The following is a 12,635-nucleotide window of genomic DNA, read 5'->3' as shown; positions in this document are numbered from 1 at the left end:
ACTTATTTTAATTGAACGGCGGGCAATATGTATTTGTTTACAATTGAAAAAGGACGGTCCTCCATTTCTGGAAATAAATTATAGTTGCCCCCTGTCATGGTAATGGTCATTTCAATTTCGGGAATGATGATAAGAAACTGGCCGCCATTGCCCCAAGCCTCAACGGTCTTCATCTGTTTTCCACCTACTTCACGTTCCAACAGCCTCCACAAGTACCCATAATCGGAATTTTTGGGCCAACTTCCTTTTATATGGGGTGTCGTGGATTTCTTGATCCAGGATTCCGAAATCAAGGGTTCTCCGTTCCATGTTCCCTTGTTGAGCACCAATAATCCAAACTTGGTAAAGTCGATGGGCCGCATATAAAATGACCCTGCCAAATATCCTCTCCCTTGTGGCGATGTGAGCATTTGAAAGTTATGGATTTCCATGGGCAACAATAGTTCCTCATAAAAGAAAAGAGGAAGATAGGTACCCACCGATTCTTGAATGACCTCGGTCAAAAGGTTGCTGCCTCCAGAGGAGTATTCGTAAACGGTTCCTGTCTCGTGCTCCATGGGGAGGTTGAGTTTGTACCCCACCCAGTCATCGTGCTCCCATTGCATCTTATCTTCATCCTCCAACTGTATGCCCGTACTCATGGTCAATGCATGATGGACAGTAATTTTTTTCTTCCGACCATCGTTAATGTCGTATTCAGGATAGTAGTCCAAAATGGAATTTTCAACCTTTAATCCATCACTTTTCATCATCGCCCTCCCCACCGCCAAGGATGCCATGGATTTAAAAGCGGACCGTATATCATGAAGGTATTCCCTGCTATATCCGTGAAAATATTCTTCAAACACAAGTTTTCCATTCTTTGTGATCAGAATACTATGGATGTGCTCCAGGTTCTTGTTGTTCTTTGGGTCCATGAGGTCCAAAAGCGACTTATTGATGCCGACATCTTCCAAAGAAGCTGTTTGCATGGCGGAATCGGGAGCCTTGGGAATCTCATACACATAGTTTTCATGGGGCGATCTTGGCAAATAGCCTTCCAGTTGATCATCGTTGAGTTTTTCCAACTGAATTTCCCTTTTCCCCCCAGCGTTGCCATACTTAAGGGATATATTCCTTTTCTCTGTATTGTACTCAGCCGAAATCCCGAAACGGTCGTTCGTAATGTTGAAGTTGATATGGTTCCCTTCGATCAAAACCTTATCGATGGTAAAATGCAGCTCCCTATTTTCCTTGTTACTCTGAATATTGGCCTGTACCGTGCCTGCAGAATCTTTATAAAATTCCAAATAGACGAGATAATCAGTGTCGATTATTTCCGGTTTATGAATCTTGGCGACCCATTGCATTCCCTTTTTTTGAAAATTGAGGCTTTGTGCCCAAAGATCATGGGTAAGCACTCCATGCAAAGTTTTTTCATTATGGGACAGAAAAGCATCAAAACGGAGACCTGAGGAATCCTTGAAATTTAAATCTGTTCCTTTTTTGATGATATGGTGAACGGTTTCCTTGCCCTTCGAGTATAAGCGGGCTTCGGTGGGGTCATTTGCAGGTGATAAGATTAAAGAATCGTACTTTGATTCGGTCTGGAACAATAATCCGGACCATACCCCGATGAGTTCATCCGTTTCAAATGTTACCTTTTTCGGGGAGCAAAAAGAGAACAGTATTGCCAGTAATGGTACAATAAACAGTTTTTTTATCATAATGAATGTTTGATGGTTGAGCTTAACTTTTGTTGAAAATGATACCTTCAATTCAATAGGCTTCAATTTTCAAGGATTTGTTGATAAGCGTCCTGTATTTCAGATAAATCAGGTTCCTGCTTCATCCATTCTACACGTTCTTCCTGTGTATCCATCCATCGGTATAGCCAACTAATGCCCCACTTTTTGTAATAGTGGTCTTCTTGATCATAAATCGGGTCGGTGAGCGATTCTTTGAAACTTACGATTTTGTAATCGTCATGTTTTAGCCGTGTGATGATTTCCCCCAAATAATCGGCATTAATGGCATTGTCATGGCACAAATAGATATGTTTTACGGAGCGTCCGTATAAACTTTTCGTCATTTCTTCAAAAAACCTGACCAAGGCGATAGTCTTTTCAACATATTGTTCCCCTATGGCCTTGGCCATTTCTACTTCGCCATTGTCCAAATAATGCTGATAAACAAAATCGAACATCCAATCAGAACTCTCTACGGTGAAAGGGGCTATTATGTAATCCTTTGATTTTAAATACTCCCTAATTTGTGTATGCTGGATGGAATCTTTGCCTATATCATTAAACGGAAACCGGAAATACTTAAGCCCCTTATTGTACTTGGCAGCATACTGTCTTGTCAAATTTTCACCTTGCTCAATATCTTTTACAAAACTTTTAAAACCCTCCTCGGAATATCTGGGGTGACTATAGGTGTGGTTTCCAATCAATGCCTTATCCGTTTTGATCCAAGATTCCAAGAGTTCCTTGTTACGGTTTACTGCATCTGTTTGCAGAATTTTATCCTCGTTGATAAAAATGGTAAAGGGAACATCCAAGGAGTCCAACAGGTTCAATAGCACCGGAGTAAAACCGTCTTTTTGATACTTTGTGGTATTGGGTACATCATCAATGGTTATGGAAATAGATTTTTGCTGGGCAAGGCCTAAGTACAGACAAAAAGACAAGATTATTGTAAAAAGCTGCTTTTTCATTTATTCTATTTTTCCTGAGTATTTATTTTTTTACCATCTCTCTTTCCCAACCACCAATTGAGCCTTGTGTCAGCTTTATAATTTGAAACTTTCGGTTTGGTCTCGGCTCTTTCGATCGTTAATTCATTAAGTTCGGACACAACAGACCAAATAGTGCCAAAGCCTTGCTTTTTTAAATCTAAACAAACACATTTATTGGATAAGATTTCTTTTGCTTTAGTAAGGTCTATTTTTGTAAGGGCACTTAATTGTTTTTCCAAACCTTCGTAACGCTCTAAACTTTTACTCCATGCAACGCCTCCTTTTTCGTGTTCCTTCATTTCAGTTAATTGGAATTGGTTTGTTATGGTTATAAAGTTTTCGTGGGGGTTTGGCCTTCTAACACATGCCATTTGAGGACAAGATTCTACGACTGCAATATCTCCTGTCTTATCAGCAATTAAAAAGTTATTTGCTGAAGAAACCTTTGCGTTTTGTATTAATTCAATCGCTTGTTTTGTTGATTTACATTCTTCCAGAACTTTCCTTATCATAAAATGAAAACTGATGCCTGGTTGAACTTTATTACCATTTACAAAAGACATGGCAATGGCCAACCCTTTTTCGTTAACCCCATCCGAACGTCCTATAAAAACATCAGATTGACTGATATAGGCATATTTATCTTTAGGGGCAATTAAGTTGCTTTCTGTAAACTTTTTAAACGCATAGAGCATGTCATAATTTCTCCCAAAAACAACCGAACTGTTGTTCTTAAATGCAAATACACTGCATTGCCCTGTTGAATTAAACACCCCAAGACTTAATAAAAAGGCACCTACCTGTTCAGGTTTATCATTTATTCCTTTAGCAAAGCCATTAATTTCTTCTATCACTTCTGGATAGAAATTTTGTAACTCCTTATACGACTCTAGGCCGAAGTCATGCTTTTCCTTACTTATTTTTGGCAAGTTAAAATTAGCTTTGTCCAAAAGAAGGCTACCATATTTGAGTCCCATATCATAGAAGTCTCCATAAAGTCTGGGGTGATACATAATTTATACTGTTTTAATTAAAGCTCCTTTTTTTGGCTTCTGACCAAAATATCAAAAAAAGCAATTGAAATTTAAATTGCATGATTTTCAGGAAGTTGATAGTATAACAATCGAGTAAATGTCCTAGTCTTTCTCCAACAGAAAATCCAACAAGTTCTCATTGAATTTTTCCTTCATTTCGGAATTGGTAAAAAACACATATCCTACTTTTTGATCCCTATTGAACATGTAATGGGCAGTGGAACTCAAATTATCGCCTCCATGCATGTAGTTTGTACCACCCGCCGAAGGCTCGATTACAATTCCCAAGCCATAGTTGCGTGATTTACTTTTTTCCGTTGCCGAAGATGTGGATTGGATCTTGGTCAATTCTTGATAACTCTTATCGGAAAGCAAGGTGTTGTTCATAATGGCAACCAAAAAATTACTGAATGCACTAACGTTGCTCTGCAAACTGGCAGCGGGGTTAAAATTGGGGTTATTGGCATTTATGCTCCAACCATCGTTCCTTTTTCCTCTAAAATGCCCTTTTGCCCTGTGAGCTTCTAAATAATCGTTCCATACAAAACTGCTTTCATCCATTTCCAAGGGCTCAAAAATTTCAGTTTCCATAAGGTCTTGCAACTCATTTTCTTGAATACCTTTTAAATGGGCAATGACTTTGGATAGGTATTGGTAACCTTCCCCGGAATACTGAAACTGGGTCCCCGGTTCAAAGCTGATGGTAAGTTTGTTATTGGGATTATATTCCCCTTTATCGTTCAAATACCTCAAATTGGGAAACCCCGAGGTATGGGACAGTACCATTCTGGCCGTTATTTTTTTATACCTTTCGTCATAAGCAATATCAGGGTATTCCATATAGGTATATAGCGGAGTGTCCAAATCCAGTAAACCTTGGTCCACCATTTTCAATACAAAAACGCTAAAAACAGTCTTTGACATGGAAGCAGCATCAAAAAGGGTGTTTTTGGTTACTTTTTCTTGGGTGTCCAAGTTGGTTACGCCTTTGTAATTATCATACACCATTTTATCCCCGTTAACAAAAGCTATGGACAAGCCTGGAATTTCCAGAAATTTCATCTGTTCATCTATAAATGTATCCATTTCCGATTTTGAAATACGTTTACCGTTGAAGGACTTAAAGGTTTTATCGGTTCCTTCTTGCTTTTGGGTTGTTTTTTGATTTTTCCAACGGGCAAATTGTTGATTGAGCAAGGTGACGGCGGGTTTTCCTCCTTTTTCTATGCCTTGAATGGCCATTTTAAAGATAGCATCATCTTTGGGGTTGTATACCATGATAAAAGCTGACCTGGCGGATTGAGAGCCACATCTTTTATCGCCCCCAGCTTCTTCACCAGCTTTTAGGGCCAACATCAGTCGTTCGGCCAAAGGCTTGTCCCTATTTTCATCAAAGGCTTTGTACGCATCTAAAACAACCTGTTGCCCCGGAAGGATATTCCCCATAACTGCAAAATCGTTACCCACCTCTTCTCCGTTCCAATCTTTGATTTCAGCACCTGAATAAACAAGGGGACTTGCATCGGTGTTTATTAAAATCACACCATATTGTTGTCTTTCGGGATTGAATCTTTCATCTTTCATGGCCGTCAATATCTCTTCGAGGCTACTTCCTTGGTTCATTAATTCTGCGCCTTTCATTCGTGCGAAATAATCACTTCCTGCCTGGACCACTATGGCTCCTTTTCTTGGGACGATTGATGCTATACCGGACACATCAAAAGTACAAGAAGCGCCTACAATGCCTATTTCACCGGTCTTACGGTCTACTGCAATTATCGACCAAGTGGCAAATAATTGTGAATGAGTCAGAAAGGTGAATACTAAAATTAAAAGTAATCGAAATGGTTTTTTGGTTTGATTGTGTGTCATTGTTCTTTTTTTGATTTGATGAATTAAAAAAGAAGCTGATCAGCTTCCATAGCCAAAGAGTGATTTATTTAGTTTTTGTTACACTATTTTAATGGTTTAACTCCTTTTCTACCAACGAGTTGACAATCACAAACTTTGTTTCTTAGAGAAAATACATATAATAGGTTAAAATAATGGCTGACATATTGTAGACTCCGTGGGCCACTATGGAAGCCGTAAGGCGTTTGGTCCAAATGAACAATACTGTGTATAGTATCGTGGGCACCAAAATATCGAACCAATCCAATGGACTAGAAGGCATGTGTCCCAATGCAAAAATCAAAATGGACAAAATTGCCGAAAACCACAGCCCTGTTTTTGGGTTCTTGAAGGTCTCTTTCAGTACATTGATGAAATAGCCGCGGTTAAAAAGTTCTTCAGTGATTCCACCACCGATTACCCCCAACGCCACAAAAGACAAGGTTCCGACCAGGGTGCCATCATACATTTTGGACATCCCATAAATGTCCGGACGGTTTATTCCACCTGTATTGGGAATAATGAAAACAAATTGAAGAATGGTCCACAAGCCACCGAAAAGGAGGCCCAAGAGTACATCTTTCCCCAGATTTTCGAAACTAAGGCCAATATCTCTAAAGTTTTTCTTAAGGATCTTGAGGGAAAAGTAGAGTAGAGCTGTGACCGATATCAATTGAAAGAGGGCAATATAAAGCAAGTTGATGCCGATTTTGCCTCCATTTATTTTGGTGACCCCCAAAAAAACATCGGGTATAATAAAAAGCAGATACCCCAAAATAATGGTCGCTATAAAAACAACCAACGTTTTTGTCTTGCTTACTGAATTTGTAGTCTTCATATCAATAGTTTGTGTTTGTGATTCATTCTTTTGCAAACTGCCCTTCTATGGTTTCCAAAATTGAATCAGGATCATAGCCAACGCCATTTTTAAAAACAGTTTCGACCTTTTCAATAATAGTAGGGTCTTTTTCCAAGCTTCCGTTTAGGATTACAAAATTGGCCCTTTTACCTTCCTGAATGGTTCCAATATTGGAACGTTCCAATGCTTTTGCACCGTTGCCCGTCATAATCTGAATAGCTTCTGGCGTGGAAAAACCGGCTTCAATGAGCAATTCGTAATTTCGTTGGTCACCAAAACCCGGAAGCACATACCTGCCCGCATCTACACCCGCACATAATAAACCTCCCATTTTATAGTACTGGTATTCAAATTGCATAATTCGTTTTAACCTATTGTTTCTGATGGTATCTTTTATGCTCTTGTCAAAGTTGTCCCTTCGTTCTTTATACTCGTTCAATAAAAATGGGGACATGGCCTTTAATGTTCTTTCATCTGCATACGCCCTATTGGGAATACTGGCTTCATAAATGGATAGTGTGGATGTCAGAAACACATCATTATCGATTATCAATTGCTGTAATGCTTTTACTTTTGGGTTTTCTATTATAAGTTCATCCATATACTCACGTCCGCCATTACATATACCGTACGTTTTATCGGTTCTAAAATCACTCGTACTGTTTAAGCCATGCTCAATACCATCGATTCCCCATTTAGTGGCTTCTTCAAAGGTTATGGAGCATAGATGCCCTCTTACTTTGCAATTATTTTTATGGGCTTCATCAATAATGACCTTTAGGTCATCAGGATTTGTATTGCGATACACCTTGAACCATTTTATACCTTGATTTATATAATGTTGCATGGTGTCCCTTAAATGCTTTTCATTTCTTGGAATAATCATATTGGGATTGCCACCTTTTCCCGTGATGAAGGGTGCACTGGGAATTATATCCGGTCCAATTTGCATCCCTTTTTCTATAGTATTTGAAAGTGCTATTTCATTATTTGGAGAGGCCGCTCCACAGGTCTGAATAGTAGTCACTCCTGATGCTAGGTATAATTTAGCCGCTACGTCACCTACATCGGGAAATCTTGGAATATGTAAATGATTGTGCATCCCCACAATGCCCGGGATAATGGTTTTTCCCTTAAGATCCAGGATTTTTGCATTCCTTGGAACTTTAATCTCGGTAGGCCCGCCAATGGCTTCGAACAAACCGTGTTTAATTACAATGGTTTGATCTTCCTTTAAGACCGCACCGGTTCCATCTACAACATTGACATGCATCAACGCCAAAGTTGGATAGTTGTACTTTATATATTTAAGGATACTATCTGAATAAATGTCCCGTGTGGATGAAACTTGGCTATTTCGATAATGGTGGGATTTTGATCCATGAACATTATTGCAACCCAAAAATGGAACCAAAATAAGGATCAATACTAAAAATGATATTGGTATGGTGTCTTTCACTGCGTTTTGGTTGTTTTTGTAAGATAATCTTTTCTACTTGTCCGTGGTGTACTTCAAATTTTGGAGTTTCAATGGTTATGCTATATGTCAGTAAGTTGCTTCCCCAAAGAATTATCTTAAAATAAGCAAGGCTCCTACGCGGGGTCTTTTTCTCCTCAATGAACGAACATAGAAAGTGCTGCTCCTACCTAAAATCTCATCTTGTATGTATTGCTCTTCAGAAAAGTTTCCATGATCGGATATACTTTTCCCTTTATTTGATTTTTGAAAACCATATAATTCAAATTGGTACTGATAAGCTGCCCAATACTCTAGCCATCTTCTCCGTGTTGGACTGATGGAAAAGTTCTTGAACTTCCTTTTCATTTTTTCATCAAAGTCCGAATGTCCATTTTCATCAAAAACAACAACTTTAATGGAATCTGTATTCTTCACTGATGCATGGTTCCATGTTATTTCATGCTGCGCATAATATTTTTTGGGTTTCAAGGCTTTACGTCCTCCATTCCGAAGTTCGCAGGTCAATATCAGTCTTAACTTATCATATTTTTCAAAATCCCCAACGTTAGCAATCTTCAGCACCATGGAGGTCATGTCTTCATAGATCAAAGTGTCAAAAGGTTGAACACGTTCTTCAGGGTTTCCAGAGAACAGCGCTACCCGGTTTTCTTGCCCCCATAGAGAAGTGCCGGACAACAAAATAATTGCAGTGATGGAAAAGAATAGCTTCATGCTTTGAACATTACCGATTAAAAAACAAACCACCATGCAGATATTGCGCTGCATAGTGGTCTTGGATTTAAAAATCATGTAAGGGCAATATGTACCCGCTGATTACTCACAATCGGTATCATATTGGTTTCCTGTGGCGTAGTGAAAAAGTGTATTGCCATACTCCCCGTTTTCATGCATGGACATCAAGTCAAAATACTGGAACGTACAGTGACCATCAGGCCATGTGGCTTTTGCGGCAACTTCTACAATACGCCCAATATAGGATGTTGTGATCACATCGCTCCAGCTACCGGAGGTAATTACAAGGTCGGTAAAGTTTTCTTTCCAGCCCTTCTCCTTGGCATGTTTTTGGAGTGCTTTCAGGGCTTCGGCCTTTATGGCATCATCGTTCATGGCAGCAGTGGGCATTTTTGGCTTATCAACCCAGCTATTCATAAATATTTCCCGCTGATCCTTGAACTTCTGTTCTATATCGTCTTTGGCCTTGAACTCATTTTCTGTGATTTCCTGATCGCTGTATTTCTTTTTCTTATCGTCACCGAACAGAAATATGGTCTTTTGTCCCTCATCATAGATATAATGCTGGCCATCTGCACCAAAGTACAGATACTCATCAGGGGTGCTTCTTCCCCAATACGTTGGAGTGCCATAATAAATAAATAAGTTTGGATTTAAGTGGTGTCTATAAAAAGATTTGGTAGCACCTTGAGATTTGGCAAACATTTTTATTCTTACCCCTATGGTTACATCAATGATGTTTTTATCGACCCTCTCGATGTGCACAAAATCCTTTTTACCGAATGAACTGATGCCCTTATAGGGTTTTTCGATTTGAAATCTTTCCTCTGCCGGAGCTTTGGCATATTTACACAATAGTCTTGGAAAGTAGAATTTTTCCTTTCCGCTTTCCAGCATATTTCGTCTCAATTCCGCAGAGCTCTTTTTGGAATTGACCAAGGATTGATCTTGAGACAGGATTTCATAATAATCAGCCGGATCTGCGGTAGCATAATTAAAGTTGCCGTTGAAAATGTATCGCTCAAGATACCCATCGCTCTCGGCTATAAAATAGAAAAAGCCATCGCCCACATGTAGGTAGAGCCCATCGGTACCTTGCACGGATTTCAGTTCCCTGGTATTTTCGGTTCCGTCCGTGTTCTTGAAGGTAATCGTTAACTTGCCATTGTCACAGCAGTCGGAAACTTCAATGGTGCCATCGCTGGCCGTGCGATAGTACGTTCCTTTTTTCAATTGTTGTGATCGGGCAGTAAAACCCATACAGACCAATAGTAGGCATAAGACTGTTTTTGTTGTTTTCATGTGAATAAATGATATAAAATTTAAAAATTGTTCGTTTTTTGAATTGATGGATCGAAAATAATGGGACACTGCGCCATGGGCAAACACAGAATCCCAAAACCGTTAACAAACCGTTAACGTTACATAAAAAATTATTTGAACGGGTGGCAATTAAATCAAAAAGAGGCATTTAATACTGTTGCCCCTAATGGTTGTAAAAGGTGTTGACAAAGCGTACTGCTCTAAAAAATAGTTGTCTTTTTTTGAGCTTTATTTATCTTCGCCACATCAACCCTCACTTTTTTCTATAAATGGACGTAGTTGTTTTGCATTTCTGCATTAGAACAACAAACTAAAGGTATCTGAAAACTAACATACTTGTAGGTGAACAGAACGAATGGAATACAAAACAGAGGAGAGGAAACCGAGCATCTTTTAAAGCTCCTTGACGAGGACAAAAACCTTGATGGGAAAGCGCTTGGTAGGCTATTGGCGGAACAAAGGCTCGATAAACTCAAACTTATTGCCGAAAATACCATTGATGTCATTTGTTTGCACCATCCAGCAGATGGTCGTTATCTATATGCAAGCCCTTCCACAGAGCGCATTATGGGCTACACTTCTGAAAACCTCAAGGAAAAGGTCCCCTTTGATTTTATCCATCCGGACCATCACTCTATCCTCCTAAAAAATATTTCAAGTTCCACGGAGGGTTTAACCTCAACTCCCCATAAACTAGAATTAAAGTTTAAAACAAAGCACAATGGATACCAATGGTTTGAGGGGTATACCAAACCTATTTTTGATAGGAAGAACAAAGTTGTATTGGTATTGAGCTGTACCCGGAACATCCAGGACCGGAAAATTGCAGAAATGGAGAAAAGGGAAAGAGAGGTTATTCAGCAGAACCTGCTCCTATCTTCAATTTTATTGGAGAAAAAGAAAACCATCGTCCAAAAAATAGAAAAGAAAATCTTGGAGGTCGAACCCAACCAAAGAAAAGAACTGAGGAGCGTGTTATCTTACATTCAAGAAACCTTGAACTTGGATGAGGACTGGGAAGACTTTTTGGTCCACTTTAAAAAAATTCATCCCGATTTTTACGAGAAAATCATAAACTCCTACCCTGATCTTTCAAAAAAGGATATAAAACACTTGGCCTTCATAAAGCTGGGCATGACATCTTCTGAAGTAGCCAAGACCATGATTATTAAAAAAGAGAGTTTAAGGGTATTGAGAAGTCGCTTGAAAAAAAAATTAAAACTCCAACCATCGGAAAGTCTTACTACGTTTATCCAGAATTTTTAAGTGAAAAATTCCATTTTTTTCACAATTGACTTAAACATCAGGGGCTTTGTACAATAAGCTATTGGCAAAGGTTATTTTGGGGATTAAAGCGGTATAGACCTACCCTTTTCTATAATCTTTCTTCTTTTATTAAGTTCCCATTTTGGTCATAGTAGCTCCATTTACCATGTTTGTCGCCATATTTATACTTTCCCTCTTCTTTCAGTTTTCCATTGGGATGATATGCTTCCCAACTGGCTTTATTGCTATCGCTTAATAGACTATATTTTTTTGTCGACTTCAAATCACCGTCTTCATAATAGGTTCTCAATTCTCTTAGCAATATTTTTCGGTTCACCTTTACATACTCTTTTATGGCCTTTAGTTGTCCGCTTTTATAGTAGGCTTCATAAACATATTGGTCACCATGGCCCTCTTTTAGTTTGAGTTGGCCATTGTTATAATACTCTTTCCAGATACCGGTTTTCTCATTATTGTCTTCATTATATCCTGTACCAAGTAAGAATGTAACCTCTTCCTTATAAGTACCCTGCTCCTTGAGCTGTCCATTTTTGTACCAGCTTCTGTATGGTCCCCATAAATGGGACCGAACCCTTCCACTGGTATAGGATACCGACCTGTAGTGGGCTATTTCTTTGGTCTTTCCATCGTCGTAATAATAAACCCATTTTCCTATTTTTCCGGTAATCTTTCCTCCATCCCAGTAGGTTCCTTGGGCGGCCAATTGTCCATTTTCGTGGTAATGTTTCCATGGGCCCACTTTTTTCTCTTCCCCTATTTTTTCTCCTTCTTCTTTGAGTTGGCCGTTTTCATAATAGGCCTGCCAGGCAATGGTATTTGAACCTTCCGTAGTTTTGGTTATCGACTTTAACGCGCCACTGGGGTAGTACTCTTTGGGGTTTCTTCTATCGTCTTCCTCTTGGTTCCATTTCTCCCAGGCCGCTCTGTCCTTGGGATATTTTTTGAGGTCTTCCCCAATTTGGTACACTTCCCTGAACCTATCATCAAGTTCGTAGTTGGCCATGGCCTCCAAATATGTATTTACATGGTTCCTAAGTCCCTCCAAAAGCTCGTATTGTTCCGGGTTGTTGAAAAGCTTGTCCCCATCAAACAGATGGTTTAGGGATGCAATTCTTAAGTAAAGGGTTTTTGATGTGGGTTGCGCCATGGCCTCCACTTCGTCCAGCTTTTCCAGTACCGTTTTAAAATCGCCCGAGTTAAAAGCCTTTTCGGCTTCTTCAAATTTGAGCAACGTAACGGCATCTTGCCCCTGCATGCCAATGGTTAGTAATAATGACAATAAGAAAATACTTTTTTTCATTGGTTTGTACT

At 39.3% G+C, this 12,635-nt stretch carries 10 protein-coding genes; 1 reads left to right on the top strand and 9 read right to left on the bottom strand.

Going from position 1 to position 12,635, the window contains the following annotated elements:
• Positions 1–2 precede the first annotated feature (2 nt).
• From GO009_RS14625 to GO009_RS14590, 8 genes are all read right to left on the bottom strand, one after another.
• A complete protein-coding gene (locus tag GO009_RS14625; protein WP_163627181.1) occupies positions 3–1,706 on the bottom strand; it encodes a serine hydrolase in 1,704 nt (567 codons plus the stop codon).
• Positions 1,707–1,768: 62 nt separating this feature from the next.
• Positions 1,769–2,698 (bottom strand): polysaccharide deacetylase family protein, encoded by a 930-nt coding sequence (locus GO009_RS14620; protein ID WP_163627180.1) that lies wholly within the window; start codon positions 2,696–2,698, stop codon positions 1,769–1,771.
• 5 nt (positions 2,699–2,703) lie between these two features.
• A complete protein-coding gene (locus GO009_RS14615) occupies positions 2,704–3,732 on the bottom strand; it encodes a C45 family peptidase (RefSeq protein ID WP_163627178.1) in 1,029 nt (342 codons plus the stop codon).
• Positions 3,733–3,855: 123 nt separating this feature from the next.
• Positions 3,856–5,625 carry a serine hydrolase gene (locus GO009_RS14610; RefSeq protein WP_163627176.1) on the bottom strand — a complete coding sequence of 590 codons (1,770 nt, stop codon included), beginning with the start codon at positions 5,623–5,625 and terminating at the stop codon, positions 3,856–3,858.
• Positions 5,626–5,767: 142 nt separating this feature from the next.
• Complete coding sequence (locus GO009_RS14605; protein WP_163627174.1) at positions 5,768–6,481, bottom strand: CPBP family intramembrane glutamic endopeptidase; 714 nt, start codon at positions 6,479–6,481, stop codon at positions 5,768–5,770.
• A gap of 22 nt (positions 6,482–6,503) precedes the next feature.
• Positions 6,504–7,775 carry an amidohydrolase family protein gene (locus GO009_RS14600; protein WP_239057480.1) on the bottom strand — a complete coding sequence of 424 codons (1,272 nt, stop codon included), beginning with the start codon at positions 7,773–7,775 and terminating at the stop codon, positions 6,504–6,506.
• 297 nt (positions 7,776–8,072) lie between these two features.
• The gene (locus GO009_RS14595) at positions 8,073–8,771 is read right to left on the bottom strand and encodes a hypothetical protein (RefSeq protein ID WP_163627169.1); all 699 of its coding nucleotides are present in this window, start codon (positions 8,769–8,771) and stop codon (positions 8,073–8,075) included.
• Positions 8,772–8,795: 24 nt separating this feature from the next.
• On the bottom strand, positions 8,796–10,016 hold the full coding sequence (locus tag GO009_RS14590; protein ID WP_163627167.1) for a hypothetical protein: 1,221 nt from the start codon (positions 10,014–10,016) through the stop codon (positions 8,796–8,798).
• 363 nt (positions 10,017–10,379) lie between these two features.
• Between GO009_RS14590 and GO009_RS14585 the strand changes: the two genes are divergently transcribed.
• A complete protein-coding gene (locus GO009_RS14585) occupies positions 10,380–11,303 on the top strand; it encodes a PAS domain S-box protein (protein ID WP_163627165.1) in 924 nt (307 codons plus the stop codon).
• 109 nt (positions 11,304–11,412) lie between these two features.
• On the opposite strand, the gene GO009_RS14580 is transcribed toward GO009_RS14585, so the two are convergent.
• Positions 11,413–12,624 carry a toxin-antitoxin system YwqK family antitoxin gene (locus GO009_RS14580; protein ID WP_163627163.1) on the bottom strand — a complete coding sequence of 404 codons (1,212 nt, stop codon included), beginning with the start codon at positions 12,622–12,624 and terminating at the stop codon, positions 11,413–11,415.
• Positions 12,625–12,635: the final 11 nt, after the last annotated feature.

Source organism: Allomuricauda sp. TY007 (assembly GCF_010468565.1).
Classification (GTDB): Bacteria; Bacteroidota; Bacteroidia; order Flavobacteriales; family Flavobacteriaceae; genus Flagellimonas.
This window is presented reverse-complemented; position numbering and strand designations above follow the sequence as displayed.

Bases quoted from the DNA above. Each gene is read 5' to 3' on its own strand.
- GO009_RS14615 (WP_163627178.1), bottom strand. From the start codon at position 3,732: ATGTATCACCCCAGACTTTATGGAGACTTCTATGATATGGGACTCAAA.
- GO009_RS14595 (WP_163627169.1), bottom strand. From the start codon at position 8,771: ATGATTTTTAAATCCAAGACCACTATGCAGCGCAATATCTGCATGGTG.
- GO009_RS14600 (WP_239057480.1), bottom strand. From the start codon at position 7,775: ATGCATGTCAATGTTGTAGATGGAACCGGTGCGGTCTTAAAGGAAGAT.
- GO009_RS14605 (WP_163627174.1), bottom strand. From the start codon at position 6,481: ATGAAGACTACAAATTCAGTAAGCAAGACAAAAACGTTGGTTGTTTTT.
- GO009_RS14625 (WP_163627181.1), bottom strand. From the start codon at position 1,706: ATGATAAAAAAACTGTTTATTGTACCATTACTGGCAATACTGTTCTCT.
- GO009_RS14620 (WP_163627180.1), bottom strand. From the start codon at position 2,698: ATGAAAAAGCAGCTTTTTACAATAATCTTGTCTTTTTGTCTGTACTTA.
- GO009_RS14610 (WP_163627176.1), bottom strand. From the start codon at position 5,625: ATGACACACAATCAAACCAAAAAACCATTTCGATTACTTTTAATTTTA.
- GO009_RS14590 (WP_163627167.1), bottom strand. From the start codon at position 10,016: ATGAAAACAACAAAAACAGTCTTATGCCTACTATTGGTCTGTATGGGT.
- GO009_RS14580 (WP_163627163.1), bottom strand. From the start codon at position 12,624: ATGAAAAAAAGTATTTTCTTATTGTCATTATTACTAACCATTGGCATG.